Origin of the sequence: Aliivibrio sp. S4MY1 (genome assembly GCF_028765545.1) — a bacterium.
Lineage (GTDB): Bacteria > Pseudomonadota > Gammaproteobacteria > Enterobacterales > Vibrionaceae > Aliivibrio.
Map to the genome: position 1 here is coordinate 26,598 of NZ_JARACP010000010.1, position 19,523 is coordinate 46,120.

At 38.6% G+C, this 19,523-nt stretch carries 19 protein-coding genes; 8 read left to right on the forward strand and 11 right to left on the reverse strand.

Annotation, left to right across the window (positions count from 1 at the left end):
- The first annotated feature begins 769 nt into the window (after nucleotides 1-769).
- Nucleotides 770-2,224, forward strand: coding sequence for an aminoacyl-histidine dipeptidase (locus tag PVK71_RS12400; RefSeq protein ID WP_274419261.1), 1,455 nt, complete (start codon nucleotides 770-772; stop codon nucleotides 2,222-2,224).
- A gap of 71 nt (nucleotides 2,225-2,295) precedes the next feature.
- Here the strand turns inward: PVK71_RS12400 and alr are convergent, their stop codons facing one another.
- The 11 genes from alr to bolA form a co-directional block, all read right to left on the reverse strand.
- A complete protein-coding gene (gene alr / locus PVK71_RS12405; RefSeq protein WP_274419260.1) occupies nucleotides 2,296-3,507 on the reverse strand; it encodes an alanine racemase in 1,212 nt (403 codons plus the stop codon).
- Between the two features lie 201 nt (nucleotides 3,508-3,708).
- The gene (dinB, locus tag PVK71_RS12410) at nucleotides 3,709-4,794 is read right to left on the reverse strand and encodes a DNA polymerase IV (RefSeq protein ID WP_274419259.1); all 1,086 of its coding nucleotides are present in this window, start codon (nucleotides 4,792-4,794) and stop codon (nucleotides 3,709-3,711) included.
- A 166-nt stretch (nucleotides 4,795-4,960) separates the two neighbouring features.
- Nucleotides 4,961-5,194, reverse strand: a complete 234-nt coding sequence (gene nqrM, locus PVK71_RS12415; protein WP_130044761.1) for a (Na+)-NQR maturation NqrM — start codon at nucleotides 5,192-5,194, stop codon at nucleotides 4,961-4,963.
- Between the two features lie 11 nt (nucleotides 5,195-5,205).
- Nucleotides 5,206-6,195: an FAD:protein FMN transferase gene (locus PVK71_RS12420; protein ID WP_443111722.1), complete on the reverse strand. Its 990-nt coding sequence runs from the start codon at nucleotides 6,193-6,195 to the stop codon at nucleotides 5,206-5,208.
- A gap of 202 nt (nucleotides 6,196-6,397) precedes the next feature.
- Nucleotides 6,398-7,624: an NADH:ubiquinone reductase (Na(+)-transporting) subunit F gene (gene nqrF, locus PVK71_RS12425; protein WP_130048762.1), complete on the reverse strand. Its 1,227-nt coding sequence runs from the start codon at nucleotides 7,622-7,624 to the stop codon at nucleotides 6,398-6,400.
- Nucleotides 7,625-7,653: 29 nt separating this feature from the next.
- A complete protein-coding gene (gene nqrE / locus PVK71_RS12430; RefSeq protein WP_061030474.1) occupies nucleotides 7,654-8,250 on the reverse strand; it encodes an NADH:ubiquinone reductase (Na(+)-transporting) subunit E in 597 nt (198 codons plus the stop codon).
- 7 nt (nucleotides 8,251-8,257) lie between these two features.
- Nucleotides 8,258-8,890 (reverse strand): NADH:ubiquinone reductase (Na(+)-transporting) subunit D, encoded by a 633-nt coding sequence (locus PVK71_RS12435; RefSeq protein ID WP_130044758.1) that lies wholly within the window; start codon nucleotides 8,888-8,890, stop codon nucleotides 8,258-8,260.
- On the reverse strand, nucleotides 8,890-9,657 hold the full coding sequence (locus PVK71_RS12440) for a Na(+)-translocating NADH-quinone reductase subunit C (protein ID WP_274419257.1): 768 nt from the start codon (nucleotides 9,655-9,657) through the stop codon (nucleotides 8,890-8,892). The genes PVK71_RS12435 and PVK71_RS12440 overlap by 1 nt, the downstream gene beginning before the upstream one ends.
- Complete coding sequence (locus PVK71_RS12445; protein ID WP_130044756.1) at nucleotides 9,647-10,891, reverse strand: NADH:ubiquinone reductase (Na(+)-transporting) subunit B; 1,245 nt, start codon at nucleotides 10,889-10,891, stop codon at nucleotides 9,647-9,649. Before PVK71_RS12445 ends, PVK71_RS12440 begins: the two co-directional genes overlap by 11 nt.
- A 3-nt stretch (nucleotides 10,892-10,894) precedes the next feature.
- The gene (locus tag PVK71_RS12450; RefSeq protein ID WP_130048760.1) at nucleotides 10,895-12,235 is read right to left on the reverse strand and encodes a Na(+)-translocating NADH-quinone reductase subunit A; all 1,341 of its coding nucleotides are present in this window, start codon (nucleotides 12,233-12,235) and stop codon (nucleotides 10,895-10,897) included.
- A gap of 392 nt (nucleotides 12,236-12,627) precedes the next feature.
- Nucleotides 12,628-12,942 carry a transcriptional regulator BolA gene (gene bolA, locus PVK71_RS12455; RefSeq protein ID WP_274419256.1) on the reverse strand — a complete coding sequence of 105 codons (315 nt, stop codon included), beginning with the start codon at nucleotides 12,940-12,942 and terminating at the stop codon, nucleotides 12,628-12,630.
- Between the two features lie 95 nt (nucleotides 12,943-13,037).
- Here bolA and PVK71_RS12460 point away from each other — a divergent pair, with 95 nt between their 5' ends.
- The 7 genes from PVK71_RS12460 to PVK71_RS12490 all read left to right on the forward strand — a co-directional run bounded on the left by PVK71_RS12460 (nucleotide 13,038) and on the right by PVK71_RS12490 (nucleotide 19,462).
- Complete coding sequence (locus tag PVK71_RS12460) at nucleotides 13,038-14,186, forward strand: methyltransferase (RefSeq protein WP_274419255.1); 1,149 nt, start codon at nucleotides 13,038-13,040, stop codon at nucleotides 14,184-14,186.
- A 15-nt stretch (nucleotides 14,187-14,201) separates the two neighbouring features.
- Entirely contained in the window at nucleotides 14,202-14,771 is a 570-nt protein-coding gene (locus PVK71_RS12465; protein ID WP_274419254.1) for a YajG family lipoprotein, read from the forward strand.
- Nucleotides 14,771-15,331: a peptidylprolyl isomerase gene (locus PVK71_RS12470; protein WP_130044751.1), complete on the forward strand. Its 561-nt coding sequence runs from the start codon at nucleotides 14,771-14,773 to the stop codon at nucleotides 15,329-15,331. Before PVK71_RS12465 ends, PVK71_RS12470 begins: the two co-directional genes overlap by 1 nt.
- 90 nt (nucleotides 15,332-15,421) lie before the next feature.
- Nucleotides 15,422-16,765 carry an AmpG family muropeptide MFS transporter gene (locus PVK71_RS12475; RefSeq protein ID WP_130044750.1) on the forward strand — a complete coding sequence of 448 codons (1,344 nt, stop codon included), beginning with the start codon at nucleotides 15,422-15,424 and terminating at the stop codon, nucleotides 16,763-16,765.
- 284 nt (nucleotides 16,766-17,049) lie between these two features.
- Nucleotides 17,050-17,874, forward strand: a complete 825-nt coding sequence (locus PVK71_RS12480) for a nucleoside-specific channel-forming Tsx family protein (RefSeq protein ID WP_274419253.1) — start codon at nucleotides 17,050-17,052, stop codon at nucleotides 17,872-17,874.
- 107 nt (nucleotides 17,875-17,981) lie between these two features.
- On the forward strand, nucleotides 17,982-18,875 hold the full coding sequence (gene panE / locus PVK71_RS12485; protein WP_274419252.1) for a 2-dehydropantoate 2-reductase: 894 nt from the start codon (nucleotides 17,982-17,984) through the stop codon (nucleotides 18,873-18,875).
- Complete coding sequence (locus PVK71_RS12490) at nucleotides 18,872-19,462, forward strand: DJ-1 family glyoxalase III (protein WP_130044748.1); 591 nt, start codon at nucleotides 18,872-18,874, stop codon at nucleotides 19,460-19,462. The genes panE and PVK71_RS12490 overlap by 4 nt, the downstream gene beginning before the upstream one ends.
- Nucleotides 19,463-19,523 lie beyond the last annotated feature (61 nt).

Below are 19,523 nucleotides of genomic sequence, written 5' to 3' on the forward strand. Positions count from 1 at the left end.
GGATTATAAAGAGGAATTATAGGAATTTCTAGCGATAGTTACCCTTTTACTATGTAAATAGTAAATAAAGTGAATGCCTTATTCTAATAATTAATTTTTTTTATTTAAAGTCAGTATCTTAAAATAGAGATGAGGGTTTTGAAGGGATTTAAGCAGAAAATTTAGATAAAAAAAACGCCACCCAAATGATTTGGCTGGCGGAGAATTAAGTCACCCTTAATGGGGTTAATTGAATTCCAATTATAGGGGTATTACTTTACTGTATAAAACCGAAGTTTTATTAGTAACCAAAGCAAGCTGGGTATACGAATTGACTTGTATAAACAGAGCGTTGATTCCAGAAACTTGAAGAACTTAAACAAAACATAACATCACCTTATCAATTGATAGTTTTTAACATTAAAATTGATCTCGGTTCCTTGGAGGCGATAAATCGGACTCATCCTTTGAGCATTTCTTTCTTGCTGTAACAGCAGATGAGTTAACTATACCACCATGAAATTTAATTACAACAAAAACATGACACAGCTCACACTTATTAAATTAACCCTCTCTTTAGTATCGAACGTTATGTAATTTTATTACTTTAATTTTTGCTATTAAAAAAAACTCTATTTCTCGCACTTTCTTCATGACTTCTGATAATGTATTTGCAATATCAAACAGAGTAATTAGCTAAATTCATAGGTATACTTGTTTTAATTAACAACCAATAACTCAAATGAATAGAGCATTTCTAAATAAATAATGCTTTCAAAAGGAGATCCTTGTGTCTGAGATCAGTCAACTAACCCCTCAACCACTTTGGCAGTTTTTCGATAAAATTTGTTCTATCCCTCACCCTTCTAAGCATGAAGAAGCGCTCGCTCAATACATTATTGATTGGGCAACAGGTGAAGGTTTAGATGTACGTCGTGATCCTACTGGTAATGTATTTATCAAAAAACCAGCGACCGCGGGTATGGAAGATCGTAAAGGGGTTGTACTTCAAGCGCATATCGACATGGTTCCACAGAAGAATGAAGATACCGCCCATGACTTTACAAAAGATCCGATTCAACCTTACATTGATGGTGAGTGGGTAACCGCTAAAGGAACTACTCTTGGCGCTGATAATGGTATGGGTATGGCTTCTTGCTTGGCTGTGCTTGCTTCAAAAGAGCTTAAACATGGTCCATTAGAAGTATTACTTACTATTGATGAAGAAGCGGGAATGACTGGTGCTTTCGGCCTAGAAGCTGGTTGGTTAGAAGGCGATATTCTTTTAAACACAGACTCTGAGCAAGAAGGCGAGATCTACATGGGCTGTGCTGGCGGCGCTGATGGTTCAATCAAATTGAATATCGAGCGTGAAGCATTACCTAGTGGTTATGTAACTCGTCAAATTACACTAAAAGGCTTAAAAGGTGGTCATTCAGGTTGTGATATTCACACTGGCCGTGGTAATGCAAACAAATTATTAGGTCGCTTCCTTGCTGGACACGCTGCTGAGCTTAATTTACGTCTTGTAGAATTCCGTGGCGGTAGCTTACGCAATGCTATTCCTCGCGAAGCATTTGCAACAGTAGCCGTACCCGCTGAAAACGAAGCGAAACTAGCTGAATTATTCACTTTTTATACTGAGTTATTAAAAGAAGAATTAGGCCGTGTTGAAACAGATATTGTTACACTCAATGAAGCTGCATCTACTGAAAATACATTAACGTCAGTAACTCAAGCATGCTTTATTGCTACTCTTAATGCATGTCCAAACGGCGTTATTCGTATGAGTGATGATATTGAAGGTGTTGTAGAAACGTCTTTAAATGTTGGTGTTATTACCACTGACGAAGATTCTATTACCATTCTATGCCTTATCCGTTCACTGATGGATTCAGGCCGTTGCATGGTTGAAGGTATGCTTTTATCTATTGCTGAACTAGCTGGTGCACAAGTTACTTTCTCAGGGACTTACCCTGGTTGGAAACCTGATGCTGATTCTGAAATCATGCATGTTTTCCGTGATGTTTATGAAGGTATTTACGGAAATAAACCAAATATTATGGTTATTCACGCAGGTCTTGAATGTGGTCTATTTAAAAAGCCTTACCCAGAAATGGATATGATTTCATTTGGTCCAACAATCAAGTTCCCTCACTCTCCAGATGAGAAAGTGAAAATTGACACCGTAGCTCTTTATTGGGAGCAAATGGTAGCTATCTTAGAAAATATCCCTAAGAAATAATTTATTACTTGTTAATAAAAAAAACGGTCAGCACATGCTGACCGTTTTTGTTTATACCAATAGAGCTGGTATTATAAATATACTTTCGGGTTGGTTGCACCCCAGATAACGTATAGCTCAGGCATACTACGGCTGCTAAATGCTTCCATTTCTTTAGTTTCAATCGTCTCTTCATTTTGAGAGCCAAAAAGAACCACTTCATCACCTGGTTGAACATCAGCAATATCGGTAACATCTACCATAGTGGTATTCATAGACGTCACACCCACTACATTTGCTTTCTGGCCATTAATTAATACATAGCCATTATTACCAATAGAGCGTACATAACCATCAGAATAACCTAATGGTAGGTTAGCTAGAATAGAATCACGTCCCAATACATAAGTACTGCTGTAACCAATAGTGCTGCCTTTTGGTAAGTAATTTAAAGATGCTACAGAGGTTTTAAAACGAACAATGCGCTGATACTCAGGATTACTTGGCATATCACCATAAAGTAGGCCACCAGGGCGAACCATATCTAAATGTGCTTCTGGTAGGTTAATTGTAGTGTAAGAGTTCGCTACGTGTAGAGTGATATTTTCACGATTTAACTGAGCTTCATCAATCAACCATTGGCTTTCTTGTTTGAATAAGTTCAGCTTTGTACGGATCTCTTCAACTGACTCATTTGGGAAGTGAGTCATAATGCCAACGATATTAACATGACCATTAAACGCAATATTTAACGCTTCTTTCTTACCTTGTAACTGAGTCAGATCTAAACCATTACGCCCCATACCACCAGCATTTAAAGCTAAGTGTACTGGAATAATAGTATTATTTTTTTTTGCTAATTTAGCAATGGTATTAGCTTGCTCACTTGAACCAATTAACTCTTCAATTTGGTATTCTAGACCTGATTGAATTTCATTTGGTGTTGCAGCGCGTACACGCATAATTTCGCCTTCGAAGCCTTTAGCTCGAACAATACGTGCTTCTTCATTACTAGTAATACCGATGCATTCAACGTTGCGATCAATCACTGATGCCATTAGGCCTTCAATGCCATTACCATAAGCATCTGCTTTCATAATTGCACACACTTTAGTCCCTTCTGATAAGGTCTGTTTTAGTGTATCAATATTATGTTGAAAAGCCTTCGTATCAATCTCTAACCATGCATTGGTTTGTTGAATTTTCTCTTGATTAGTTAACGTATCTAAAGAAAGTAAAGGAGCTGAATTCGCTACTGCAGGAAAAACCAAGCTTAACGCCAATGCACATTTTGTAAACTTCATAAACAACCGTTTCTATATAATAATTATCTTATAAATTTTGAAACGAGATTATATATTGCTTATTTTATCAGCTCTACAAAAAATAGCTTATGTTACATACAATTAAAAAGCTTGTAACAATAACGCTAGAAATAAAAACCTATCGCGCACGACTGATTCTCATTTTGCAAACATAATCATCATTATTGTTACAGTGCATTCTTAAATCAAACTTAATTGCTGAAAAACCTCTCTATCTTTAAGCATAACACTCACTCCTATCAGTCTAATTTCTCGATTCTTTTGCCTTTCTAACACTTCGATAAGTAACTCTTCAAAAAATGGTAAGGTAAGACTGGAATGAACATGCTCAATTGTTGTTTGTTGAAAATCAGCAAATTTAATTTTAATCCCCTGCTTAGCAATACCTAAAGAACCATTCGCTTTAAGTAAACGTTTTTCTAGCTCTGGGTATAATTTAGTCTGAATCACCGACCAACACTCTTCAAAAGAATGAATATTATGAGTAAACGTTCTCTCTACTCCTACTGATTTTCGATTCCGTTCAGTAATAACTTCTCTCTCATCAATCCCATGCGAGCGCTTCCAAAGTGAAGCCCCCATTTTTCCAAACCTTAACAATAACTCTCGTTGTTCGCAGCGTTGAACATCATTGCACGTATATAAACCAAATTGGTGTAGCCGCTCTAAACTCACCTTACCAACACCGGGAATTTTCTCTAACGGTAATCCCTTTATCTCACTCATTACTCTCTCTGGGGTGATAACATATTGCCCGTTGGGTTTATTAAGATCGGAAGCGATTTTAGCTAAAAACTTAAGTGGTGCAATCCCTGCAGAAGCAGTCAGTTGCAACTCATTAAAAATATCTTTTCTGATTTGTTCAGCTATAAGTGTGGCTGAGCCGTGTAATAGTGAGCAATCACTTACATCTAAATACGCTTCATCTAATGAAAGGGGTTCAATTTTATCTGTATAGCGCTTAAAGATACGGTGAATATGAAGAGAGACCTCTTTGTATACCTGCATTCGACCGGGTACAACGACTAAATTAGGACACAGTTTTAATGCTTTTCCCGTTGGCATTGCTGAGCGTATCCCAAATGTTCTTGCTTCATAATTACAAGTGCTTAGAACACCACGTTGCCTTTCGTGCCCACCGACAGCCAGTGGCACGTTTCGTAATAATGGGTTATCTCGCATTTCTACCGCTGCGTAAAAGCAATCCATATCTATATGGATTATTTTCCGACCTTTTTTCTCAGTATTTAACTGTGAGTTTTTCATATTTATGCTCACACAACACAACTGTATAAATAAACAGTTAAATGATAGCGCTGAATCATTTCAGATTCAAATAATTAATACCAATGTAACTATTTATATCTTTAAATAAAAAAACAGCACTCAAAGGCGCTGTTTTTATTTATAGATTACTCATCATTACGAAAAATTATGCGATGCGATCTTTTTCCCACGCCGCTAATTTTTCAGCTCGGATGGCTTCTTTGGCTTCACGTTTTTTACGTGCATCACACGGTTCAGGACAGTTACATACCTTATCGATACCAACAGCACCAAGACCGCCACAGCTGCCTTTAACGACTTTACGTTGTACAATATAGCCAATAGCCATTGCACCAATAACCGCTAAAAATACAAAAAAGGTAATTAGAAAAGTATTCATTATCTACTCACTTATTTCAAAAAAGGCTTAAAGGCTTCAGATGCGATTTCTTTAAAGCCATCTTGTGTCTTCACTATCATGAAAACAGGGATATTATGTTGTTTTGCGACTTCCATGCCTTTTTCTTCACCTAACACCATTAGGCCAGTTGCCAATCCATCAGCAGTCATCGACGATTTATCAAGCACTGTTACTGAGACAACTTTATTCGCTATTGGTTTACCCGTAATTGGATTGATAATATGGGAGTAACGAACACCCTCTTTTTCAAAGTATATACGATAATCACCTGAAGTCGCGACGGCGTGATGGCCAGGCTCTATAATTTCTTGAATTGCTCGTTCATCAACGGATGGCTTCTCTATTGCAATACGCCAAGCAACATTTTCTTTGTTATTGCCTTTAACACGCATTTCGCCGCCGACTTCAACCATGTAATTTGTGATGCCTAACTCTTCTAAGTAATTAGCAACAACGTCAACTCCCCAACCTTTCGCAATCGTTGATAAGTCTACATATAACTCAGGAATGTCTTTAGTTACTGTTGTTTCTGTCACATTAAGATGCTGAATCCCAACAATCGCACGACGAGCATTTAATTCTTCATCTGTAGGAACAACTTCTGGGCGAGCTTCTGGGCCAAATCCCCATAAATTAACAAGAGGTCCAACAGTAACGTCCAATGCTCCCATCGTTAATTGATTAAGACGCATTGCCTCTTTAATCACTGTTGCCGTATCTTTTGATACCGTAAATGGTGTAGAAGCCGTACTTTGATTAAAACGACTTAGCTCTGAGTCTTTACGATAAGTCGACATTTGATCATTAACTAATTCTAACTTTTTATCTACTTCTGTTTGAATTGCCTCAGCGGTAGGTAACCCATCTTGGTCTATAAACTTGATATTATAACTTGTACCCATGGTTGGTCCATTTAGGTATACCTGTTCACGTTGGTCACCACATCCAGAAAGTAGAACTAGAGCAAAGGATACCAAAATAGCTGTTTTTACTTTATTTACTAAATGAGTAAAACTGACAGTCACTGCCAACTCCTTAATTAAATATAGATAATGCAACAAGGCACAGGAATATAGATTTACAAAACCTATATCCCTGTACTTTGTCAGGTTATATAGAGACATTAATACGAAAAAAGGCTGACTCAGTGATGAGTCAGCCAATATTTTTTACTTTAATGGATTAACCACCAAAGTCATCTAGCAAGATGTTTTCATCTTCAACACCAAGATCTTTCAGCATGCCGATAACAGCAGCGTTCATCATTGGTGGACCACACATGTAGTATTCACAATCTTCAGGTGCTTCATGATCACGTAAGTAGTTTTCATAAAGAACGTTGTGGATAAAGCCTGTGTAACCATCCCAGTTATCTTCTGGCATTGGATCAGAAAGTGCACAGTGCCATACAAAGTTTTCGTTATCAGCCGCTAGGCCATCGAAATCTTCAACATAGAACATTTCACGCTTAGAACGTGCACCATACCAGTAAGACATCTTACGCTTAGATTTAAGGCGTAAAAGTTGGTCAAAGATATGAGAACGCATTGGCGCCATACCTGCACCACCACCGATGAATACCATTTCATTATCTGTGTCTTTAGCAAAGAACTCACCAAATGGACCAGAAATAGTACATTTGTCGCCTTCTTTAAGAGACCAGATGTATGATGACATCACACCAGGAGCTACATCAGGGTTATTTGGTGGCGGAGTTGCAATACGAACGTTAAGCTTGATAATGCCTTTCTCTTCTGGGTATGAAGCCATAGAGTAAGCGCGGATCGAATGCTCATTTACGATTGACTCATAACGGAATAAGTTAAACTTATCCCAATCGCCACGATATTCTTCAGGAATATCGAAATCTGAGTATTTAATGTGGTGTGGTTCAGCTTCAATTTGAATATAGCCACCAGCACGGAATGGAACTTCTTCACCATCAGGGATAGCAAGTGCTAATTCTTTGATGAAAGTCGCTTCGTTGTTATTAGAAATAACAGTACATTCCCACTTTTTAACACCAAAGATTTCTTCAGGAAGTTCAATTTCCATGTCAGTTTTCATTGCAACTTGACATGCTAGACGCTCACCTTCACGAGCCTCACCTTTTGAAATGTGATCAAGCTCTGTAGGTAGAATATCACCACCACCAGATTTCACTTTCACACGACACTGACCACAAGAGCCACCACCGCCACATGCAGATGATACGAAAATACCCGCGCTACCAAGAGCACTTAGTAATTTACCACCAGGCTGTGTAATGATTGCTTTATCAGCATCGCCGTTTACAGAGATAGTAATGTCACCTGATGGTACTAGCTTAGATTTAGCGAATAAAATCACTAACACTAAAGCCAATACAATAATGGTAAACATCGCTACACCAAGAATAATGCTTTGCATTTGTTATTCCTTATTATTGGGTGCTTACCCTACAGTTGAACACCAGAGAAAGACATAAAGCCTAACGCCATTAAACCTACTGTAATGAAAGTAATACCTAGGCCACGAAGACCTGGAGGTACATCTGAATATTTCATTTTTTCACGAATACCAGCAAGTGCTACGATAGCCAGCATCCAACCGATACCAGAACCAAAACCGTATACTACAGATTCAGCAAAGTTATAGTCACGCTGTACCATGAAAGATACACCACCGAAAATTGCACAGTTAACTGTGATTAACGGAAGGAAGATACCTAGCGCATTGTACAAAGGTGGGAAGAAGCGATCTAAGATCATTTCTAAGATTTGTACAAGTGCTGCGATAACACCGATGAAGGTAATAAAGCTAAGGAATGTTAAATCAACACCCGCTACAATCGCATTTTCTTTCAGTAAGTAAGTATAAACAAGGTTGTTCACAGGTACAGCAATTGTAAGTACAACAACTACTGCAACACCAAGACCAAACGATGTTTTTACTTTCTTAGACACAGCTAAGAAAGTACACATACCTAGGAAAAATGAAAGCGCCATGTTTTCGATGAAGATCGATTTAACAAGTAAACTAATATAATGTTCCATTTCGACCTTACTCCTTCGCTTCTACTTGTTCAGGTCGGATGATACGGATAGCCCAAATCATAAAACCAATTAAGAAGAATGCAGATGGTGCTAGAAGCATCATGCCGTTTGGTTGATACCAACCACCGTTAGAAACAAGTGGAAGAACCTCAACACCAAACAGTTTACCTGAACCTAAAAGCTCACGGAAAAATGCAACAGTCATCAATACAAAACCGTAACCAAGACCGTTACCAATACCATCGATAAATGATGGAAGTGGTGCAGACTTCATTGCGAACGCTTCAGCACGACCCATTACAATACAGTTTGTAATGATCAAGCTTACAAATACTGAAAGCTGTTTAGATATATCGTATAGATATGCTTTCAATACTTGGTCAACAACTATTACCAAAGAAGCAATGATCGCCATCTGAACGATGATACGAACGCTGTTTGGCATGTGGTTACGAATTAGCGAAACGAATAAGTTAGATAAAGCAGTAACAAATATTACCGCTAAAGTCATAACAAAAGCCGTTTCAAGTTTAGTAGTTACAGCTAGAGCCGAACATACACCAAGAACTTGAAGCGCGATCGGGTTGTTATCCAACACCGGCGCTAAAATGCTCTTTTTAATTTCTTTAGCATTAGCCATTAGTTCAGTTCTCCATTACGAACTTTAGTAAGGAAAGGACCGAAGCCATCATTACCTAACCAGAAGTCAAATGTGTGTTGAACACCATTAGCAGTTAGAGTTGCACCAGAAAGACCATCAACACCGTGTTCAGAACCTGCTGGAGCACCGCCTTTAACAATCTTAATTGCAGGGTTATGATTTGCATCATACAGTTTCTTACCTACAAATTGTGCACGCCACGTTGGGTTTTCTACTTCACCACCAAGTCCCGGAGTTTCCGCTTGGTCGTAGTAAGTAATACCAGCAACAGTGTTACCATCAGTCTCAACAGCAACAAATGCATACATCATTGACCATAAGCCAGTACCGTGAACAGGGATAATAACTTTAGACACGTTATCGCCATCTTTAACTAGGTAAACAACACCTACGTTAGCACGACGAATAATGTTTGCTTTATCTTGTTCAGCAGTTAACTTAATTGATTGTTTTGGATCTTTAGCCGCTTTACGTTGATCGTAAGTTGCTGCATCACCGTCAACAAAATCACCCGTTTTGAAATCAACAAGACGAGGCTCAATGTTTGCAGCGAACAACTCAGGAACTGAGCCTTCACCAGTAACACCAGCAACTTGAATGATTTTGCTTTGCTTATCTAGCACGGCATTAGCTTGCTGCTTAGGTTTAAGAACAACAGCAGCAGTTGATACGATGATTGAACACACTAAGCTCAAACCAATAACAACACCGAGTGTTTTTTTAATGCTATCGTTATTACTTGCCATAGCGTTTTAGTCTCCGTTTCACGTTACCTTCAACTACAAGGTTATCAAACAGTGGAGCAAATAGGTTTGCAAACAGAATAGCTAACATCATACCTTCTGGGTATGCAGGGTTAACTACACGGATCATTACAGCCATAGCACCAATTAAAATACCGTACCACCACTTACCTTTACTGGTAAACGATGCCGATACAGGGTCTGTAGCCATAAAGATCATACCAAACGCAAAACCACCTAAAACTAGGTGCCAATGCCAAGGCATGCTAAACATTGCGTTTGTATCAGAGCCGATCAGGTTAAACAGTGTTGACACTGCAACCATACCGATCATAACACCCGCAATAATACGCCAAGATGCAATACGCATATAAACGATCATTAGGCCACCAAGGATCAGAGCAAGAGTCGAAACCTCACCAATTGAACCCGGAATATTACCAATAAACGCATCCATCCAAGAGATAGTGTTGCCAGTAATTGTATTAACTAAACCACCTTGACCACCTTGCGCCCATTGACTAAGTGCTGTTGCACCAGAGAAGCCATCAGCTGCAGTCCAAACCGCATCACCTGAAATTTGAGCTGGGTATGCAAAGAATAAGAATGCACGACCCGCAAGTGCTGGGTTAAGGAAGTTACGACCAGTACCGCCAAAAATCTCTTTAGCAACAACAACACCGAAGGTAATACCTAACGCTGCTTGCCATAAAGGAAGTGTTGGTGGAACGATCAATGCGAACAGAATAGAAGTAACGAAGAAGCCTTCATTTACTTCATGCTTACGCACCATACAGAACAATACTTCCCAGAAGCCACCAACGATAAATACCGTTGCGTAGATAGGTAAGAAGTAAGTAGCACCCAGAAGCATGCTACTGCCCCAGCCAGCATCGGAACTTACGGTACCGCCTAACATTTCGGTTAGCCAGTAGTGCCAGTTTCCAGAGATAACTGCAGCTAGTTCAGCACCAGAATACATATGCTCAAGAGCAACGATTGCTTGGTGACCTGCGTTATACATGCCCCAGAATGTAGCTGGGAATACCGCAAACCACACCATGATCATGATACGCTTTAAATCAACGCTATCACGAACATGAGAACCACCTTTAGTTACTAAACCAGGTGTGTAGAAAAGTGTTGCTGTTGCTTCATATAAAGCAAACCACTTCTCATATTTACCGCCTGGTTCAAAATGATGTTCAACTTTTTCAAATAAATTTAAAAGGCTCATCAATTACCCTTCCTTCTCGATGGTATCCAAGATCTCACGAAGCATTGGACCATACTCATATTTACCAGGGCACACATATGTACATAGACCTAGATCATCTTCATCTAATTCTAATGCACCTAGACGTGCTGCACTGTCAACATCGCCAGCACAAAGATCACGTAATAACATTGTTGGTTCCATATCTAATGGCATTACACGCTCGTAACTACCGATTGGTACCATTGCACGATCACTACCGTTAGTAGTTGTCGTCATGTTAAATACTTGACCTGAGAATACATGGCTTAGGAAAGAACGAGTTACTGAGAACTTGTTTTTGCCAGGAACAGCCCAACCAAACAACTCTTTTTCACGTCCTTCACGAAGAACAGAAACTTGTTGATGGTAACGACCAAGATAAGCGTGAGGACCTGAAGCTTGAGTACCGTTAAGTACTGAGCCAGAGATAACACGTACTTCACCAGGCATCACTTCACTGTCAGTCAATTCAAGTAAGCTAGCACCAGTAATAGTACGAACTAAACGAGGATTATTTACTGCAGGACCAGCTAAAGATACGATTCTATCTGAGTAAATTTCACCCGTTAAGAAAAGTTGACCAAATGCGATCACATCTTGGTAGCCAATGCTCCATGCTACATTCTTTGTATCTACAGGATACAAGAAGTGCATGTGTGTACCTGCTAGACCAGCTGGATGCGGGCCATCGAATACATGTTCTTCAACATTCTTTTGAGAAGAGCGAGGTAAGCTACCGCCTTTTTTACATACATATACTTTCTCACCTGTTAATACAGATAATAAGTCTAAGCCTGCAACAAAAGCCTCTTCTTGTTGGTTAATGATCACTTCTGCATCAGCTGCTAAAGGATTAGTATCCATAGCAGTAACAAAGATAGCCTTTGTTTCAGAATCGATCGCTGGAACCTTGCTGAACGGACGAGTACGTAATGCAGTCCATGCACCAGAATCAACCAGTTGTGTTTTAATCGTTTCACGATCAAGAGACACTAGTTCATTCGCTGCATAGCTATTAAAAGTAACCTGCTCTTCGCCTTCAACTGCAATTACTACAGATTGAAGTACACGCTTCGCACCACGGTTAATTTCAATAACCTTACCACTTACTGGAGCAGTAAAAATAACGCCTGGATTCTTTTTATCAGCAAAAAGAACCTGACCTTTTTTTACTACATCTTCCACGCGGACATGCATCGTAGGACGCATACCAACGTACTCTTCGCCAAGCAAGGCGACTTTAGTGATGGATTTACCATCATTAATCACCTGAGTTGGAGCTCCTGCAATAGGAAGGTCCAAACCCTTTTTTATTGTAATCATACGCACTTGCACTAATTTTATGGGAAAAAAGATTCTATATAAGACACGACATTACTAATAGGTTTAATACTGTTAATTCGAAAATTGCAGCACGTAACATTTTAGTAATATGCTTTTTACATAAATACGAAAAAGCTGTTTTAAGGCCGAAGATTCTATCATTTTTTATGGTGAAAATGCCATGTTCAATCTCCAGATTCCTACTATTTTTTGCTATTCATTGTTAAAAGTCATTGAAACATGTTGCGTATTTTAGACCAAGTGCACAATTCTTGTTCAAAATCAAAAAATACCACCTAAGTAGTATCCATTTCGATAAATAGCCACTTTTTAACATACCGCATCATGATGTATTTATTTTATGTTAAAAAATAAACATTTCATTTTCAAATTTAACCTTTACCACCACCCACGCAATCAGGAGATGTTGGCACTCGCTCATTATCTAGTACTTCCCACTCAGCTTCTGTATAAGTGTGAATTGCTAATGCATGGATATGGTTTGCAAGCTCATCAGCCAAAATGGTATTAATCATACGATGGCGTGCTAATAATCGCTTACCATCGAATTCATCACTTACTGCAATGACTTTAAAATGGCTTTCAGATCCCTCTGGTACATTATGCATAAAGCTCTCATTTAAGACTTTTAGATAAGAAGGAGAGAGTTCTGAGCGTAATTTTTGTTCAATTTGATGCTGAATCATATAATTCCTTTCTTTATTTGAATTCTTCTGTTTCCACTTTATACACCATTTGCGACAATAGCTAGAAGCCTTCCCTATTTGAAGATTGAATCATTATGAAAACAGAACTGTGTCTACTTGACCGAAGCCTAAATTTACAACGTTACCCTAAACGTGCTCAAGAACTACTGCAAGCATGGGATGCTGGTGATGAATACCTAATTAAGCATGTTGAGGAAGAATTAAAGTTAGAAGAGGGAAAAAATATCCTCATCTTAAACGATAACTTTGGTGCTTTATCTTGTTGGTTCTCTGAAAAACACAACGTAACCATGATGACTGACTCTTTTGTCTCTCAGCGTGGTACATTAAAAAACCTTCAACGTAATCAATGTAACCGTGTTCAGTTAATCACTTCAACTGAAGAAATGCCTCAAGGCTTTGATCTTGTTCTCATGCAAATTCCAAAAAATAATCGCATGTTAACTTGGCAACTTCAGAAACTTCGTCAATCTATGAGTGCTGACTGCCCTATTATCGCTGTAAATAAAGCAAAGGAAATCCACAATTCGACTCTTGAGTTATTTGAAGATTTCTTGGGTGAAACAAAAACTTCTTTAGCTTGGAAGAAGCACCGTCTAGTATTTTCAAATGCAAACGCAACTAACCCTGCAACCATTGCAGAAGCGGTATGCTGGAGTGTAGATAATGAAGATATTGATCTATTAAACTACCCAAATGTGTATTCTGGAGAGCGTTTAGATCAAGGTGCTCGTTTTATGCTTGAGCATATCCCGGTTGATCCTGAGTTACGTCATATTATTGATTTGGGTTGTGGTAATGGCGTTCTTAGCGTTAAAGCTGCTCGACTAAACCCAGAAGCTCGTATTACCTGTGTTGATGAGAGCTTTATGGCCGTTGAATCTGCTCGTCGCAACTTAGAAGTAAACTTAGGTAAAGAACGTCAATTCCAATTTATCGCTAATAACTGTTTGGATGGATTTAAAAAACACAGTAGCTACCTAGTTTTATGTAACCCTCCATTCCATCAAGGACAAGCCATTACTGATCATATTGCGTGGCAAATGTTCTGTGATGCTAAGCACATCTTATGCAAAGAAGGGAAATTATTAGTTATTGGAAACCGTCATCTTGATTATGATGATAAATTATGTCGATTATTCGGTGAAGACAACGTCACCACTATTGCTAGTAATTCAAAATTCGTTATTTTAGAAGCCGTTAAAGCTGAAAAATCAAAATAAAAAAAGGATATTCTAATGAAAAAGGCCATTATTGCCATTTCTGCTCTATTTTTAGCTGCATGTTCTGCTCCTTCAGAGCCTCAATTGGATATAAAACCAGTGGCATCAAGCAATGCACATCAGATCGTTGAAAATGTAAAATTAACTCTGGATAGCAGTGATTTACGTACTGCGCAATACGTTGCTGTGATTGATAATGGACGCCAAAATGTTCAGCCAATTCATGCAAAACAAAACCTACGTGTTACGCTTGAAGATGCTCTCTCTACTCAATTAAAAAATCAGGGATTTATCGTTACTGTTGATAGCGATAACACATTACGTTTAGACATCATTGAAGCATTAGTTAGTGTTCAACACTCATTACTGAGCAATGAAATGAAGACACAAGTAAAGCTTCAAATCACAGCAGAAACACCAAGAGGAAAGTTTGTAAAAACCTACAACGGCGTTTCTGAAAAAGCTGGCTCTATGAGTGCAGATAACCAAGATATCGAGCAAGTATTAAATGATCTTCTGAATGCAGTATTAGACAAAATTGCCGTTGACGAAGAACTACAAACTTACATCAAAGGTAACTTTTAATGGTTAAAATGATTTCAAAAGCAGCTGTCATTGTCGCTGCTCTTATGACGAGTCAAGCTGCACTTGCTGAATCAGTGAAGTTTGATACTACGTTAGGCAGTTTCACTGTAGAGCTGAATTCAGAAAAAGCCCCTATTTCTGTGGCTAACTTTCTTCGTTATGTTGAGGACGGCAGCTATGTCGGTACTCAATTTCACCGTGTGATCCCAGGGTTTATGGCTCAAGGCGGTGGTTTTGATAAAGACATGCTAAAAAAAGCAAGTTACGGTCCAATCAAGAATGAAGGCAATAACGGGTTAAGTAACGATACTGCAACTATTGCAATGGCTCGTACCAATAACCCAGACTCTGCAACTCGCCAATTCTATATTAATCTAAATAACAACGGTTTTTTAAACGCAAACCAACGTCCACCGGGTTATGCTGTTTTTGGTAAAGTTACGCAAGGTTTTGAAGTAATTCAAGAAATGGCGACAAAACCAACAAAAGCATTGCCAAATGGTATGCGTGATATCCCAGTTGAGCCAATTATCATAACTAAAGCAACATTAATTAAGTAATTTAGTTATTATTGATTCTGTTTCATTATCAAAGCAGCTTACGAGCTGCTTTGTTTTTTCTCATATAAATATAAAAACAAGGAGCGTTTCATGTCTCAATCCATGCAATGGAAATCAGCGATTAAAAGCTACATGGATAAACGTCTACTTTGGGTCTTCATGCTTGGCTGCTCTAGCGGTTTTCCTTGGGTATTAATTGGCTCAAACATGTCGGGTTGGTTAAAAGACGCAGGGCTTACTCGCGCCGCAATTGGCTACTTCGGCTCTGTCTTTGCTGTTTATGCCATAAACTTCATGTGGGCACCTTTAGTTGACCGCGTAAAACTTCCTTTTATCGGTAATAAACTAGGGCAACGCCGTAGTTGGATTTTTCTTTGTCAAGCTATCGTACTATTTTGTACCTTACAAATTGCAGGCCTAGATCCATCAAATAATTTAATGCTAGCCTCAATGTTTGCTTTGGCGATTGCAACCGCTTCTGCTACTCAAGATGTTGCTATTGACGCTTTCCGTATCGATACCTTCCCTAAATCAGAATCAACCAAGATGCCACAAGCCTCTGCAATGGCCGTCATTGGTTGGTGGACAGGTTATTCACTTCCAGGTTATTTAGCCTTTGTTAATGCGGATAGCATAGGTTGGAATGGTGTTTATTATGGAATGGCTGGGATCGTCGGGTTATTGATGGTATTTACTTTACTCGTTGGCGAGCCAAAAACTAAACGTGATGAACTGCAACATGAAGCAGAAGAACGCCATAATAAGCTCGTGGGTTCTAAAGTCGCAGCTTGGTTTACGGTAACCGTTATTGAACCGTTCTATGATTTCTTTAATCGTAATGGCGTAAAAACAGCTTGTACTCTATTACTGTTTGTTTTCCTTTTTAAAATTGGAGAAGCCTTCTTAGGCAGAATGTCGATTACCTTCTACAAAGAAATTGGATTCAGTAATGAACAAATTGGTTATTACTCAAAATTAATTGGTTGGGGAGCTACCGTCTTCTTTACCCTATTAGGCAGTTTGATCAACGTTCGATTTGGCGTAATTAAAGGATTAATGATCGGCGGTATTGCTATGGCTGCAAGTAATCTAATGTTTGCTCTCATTGCGAATGTGGGTCCTAATGAGCATTTATTCTTAGCCACTATTATTGTTGATAATTTTACAACGGCTTTCTCTACGGTTGCCTTTGTTTCTTTCTTAACCATATTAACTGGTGAAGCGTTCTCAGCAACCCAGTATGCTCTACTTGCTTCATTAGGTAATTTAGGTCGAACTACCTTAGCGTCATTCAGTGGAGAATTAGCTGACTACTTAAATAGTTGGCCATTATTCTTTATATTGACAGCGGTAATGGTGATCCCAAGCTTAGTTATGCTGCTTATGCTTAAAGGGCATTTCAAAGCCCTACTTGATAAAGCTCAAGGTTCTTAAACGCTCAATCTAGATAACATCTCCACGATCAAAGCCTCTATATCTCGGAGGCTTTTTTTGTTTGTGTTCACAATTATCTGTCAGAATAATGTCAACTGGGTGATGTAGATCACTTTAATATCCAAGTCGAATTTATAAACACGATCAAGATCTACATACAACATTAGAGTTACATTGGTTGCATTTAAAAAAGTGAACTTTATCGATATCATGTACACATCTTAAAAACAGTACTCAACCTACTGACTTATTATTCTAGTAATACTAACTATAGAGATGCCATTATGCGTAAATCCCTTTTAGCTCTATCTGTTCTTGCTACCCTTTCTGCCCCTACCTTTGCTGCTGATTACAGCGATGGTGACATTCACAAGAATGATTTTAAGTTCATGCAATTTAACTTAATGGGCGCATTCAATGAAAAACCTGGTGATTCTAACCATGATTATCTAGAAATGGAATTTGGCGGACGCTCTGGTATCTTTGATCTTTACGGTTATGTTGATGTATTTAATTTAACAAGCAACCCGGGAAGCGACAAAGCAAACTCTCAAGCTAAAATGTTCATGAAATTTGCACCGCGTATGTCTATCGATGGTTTAACAGGTAAAGACCTATCTTTCGGACCTGTTCAAGAACTATATGTAGCATCAGAAATGACTTGGGATGGTGTCAACACAATAGCTCCTGATGAGAATGGTGAAAATGGTACATTTGGTGTAAACCAACAAAAAATTGGTTTAGGTTCTGACATTATGGTTCCATGGTTCGGAAAAATGGGATTAAACCTATACGGAAACTATGATTCAAACCTTAAAGATTGGAATGGTTTCCAAATTTCAACAAACTGGTTTAAACCATTCTATAACTTTGATAACGGCTCATTTATCTCTTACCAAGGTTACATTGACTGGCAGTTTGGTATGAAAGAAGAATATAGTTCAGCAAGTAATGGTGGTGCTATGTACAATGGTATCTACTGGCACTCAAACCAATTTGCTGTTGGCTATGGTCTGAAGTTATATAAAGATATTTACGGTATCAAAGATACTGACTCATTTGAATCATCAGGTGTTGGCCATTACGTAGCGGTTACTTACAAATTCTAATCTAATTTAGATCTTTAATTTTACTAAGGCGCTCACCATGAGCGCCTTTGTTTTTTCTAATAAACCTATTACACTTCTCTCATTATTTATTCTATCTGGATTTATCTGTGAATATCACTGTTCTTGGTCCTGGCGCAGTAGGTTCCTTATGGGCATGCTACCTTCAAAAAGCAGGACACAATGTCTCTTTATGGACAAGAAATTCCATTCCTTCTGAGCTTCCTCTTTATTTAAATGCAAAAGAAAATTCTTCACACTCTTTTTCCTGCAATAATAAAGAATCACTCTCTCAGTGTGATCTGCTTTTTATTACAGTAAAAGCCTGGCAAGTTGAAAGCGCATTGCTTCCTTTACTTCCGTTACTCTCAAAAGACACCATATTATTGTTTATGCATAATGGTATGGGAGCAATTGATGTGATAAAAGACCAAATTAGCCATCACCCTATTTTACAAGCCACCACAACACATGGCGCATTAAAAGAAAGCTCACACAAAGTAAAACACACTGGAGTGGGCCATACTGTTATCGGTCCGTACAACGCGTCAGGGGCTCAGTGTCAATTTCTTCAAGAAGTACTAGACCATAGCTTACCAAGTATTGAATGGAACCCTAACATTGAAATAGCACTCTGGAAAAAGCTTGCCATTAACTGTGCGATTAATCCACTAACTGCAATTCATCGATGTCAAAATGGGGGGTTATCTCAATCTGATATTCATCAAGATGTCGTTCAAGTATGCTGTGAAGTACAGCAAGTATTACAACAAGAAGAAGTCATCCTATCTCAGTCAGAACTGCTTTTAACCGTTAATCAGGTCATTTCTGCAACCGCTGAAAACTACTCATCGATGAACAGAGATTGCTTTTATCAACGAAAAACTGAAATTGATTTTATTACCGGGTTCTTATTACAAAAAGCAAAACAACATGGAATATCAGCATCAACCAACCAAACGTTATATAATCAAATAAAACAATTAGAAGAGAACTTCCTATGACAGCAAAAATTCTCGTATGCCTTGCCCCTGGAACCGAAGAGCTAGAAGCAATTACGGTTATCGATATTCTAGAACGTGCTAAATTTGATGTAACGATTGCCAGCACCGCTTTTGATGGATCATTAACCATGAAAGCTGCTCAACGTGTCACTCTGACTGCTGATGTGAAATTAGTGGAAGTCGCTGATGAAGAGTTTGACTGTATTGTCCTTCCTGGTGGCCTAAAAGGTGCAGAAAATTTCAGAGACAGCACTCTTTTGATCGAAATGCTAAAACAACAAAAATACGATGGTAAATGGGTTGCGGCTATTTGTGCTGCTCCAGCTGTCGTGCTTCAACATCATAATTTATATCCAGATGCACGCATGACTTGTTACCCAGCCTTTATGGAAGCCATCCCTGAGGAGAACCGTCGAATCAAACGTGTTTTTACTGATGTATTAAATCATTTAATTACAAGCCAAGGTCCTGGCTCTGCTCTTGAGTTTGCTATGGAGATCGTAACATTATTAGGTGGAAAAGAGCTAACTGTAAAATTAGCTGCAGATCTAGTGACTCTACCAAACTTAAATTATCATCAAATCTAGCACCAATAAAAAAAGGGAGCTGATTACTCAACTCCCTTTTCAATATCAGTAATAATTACAC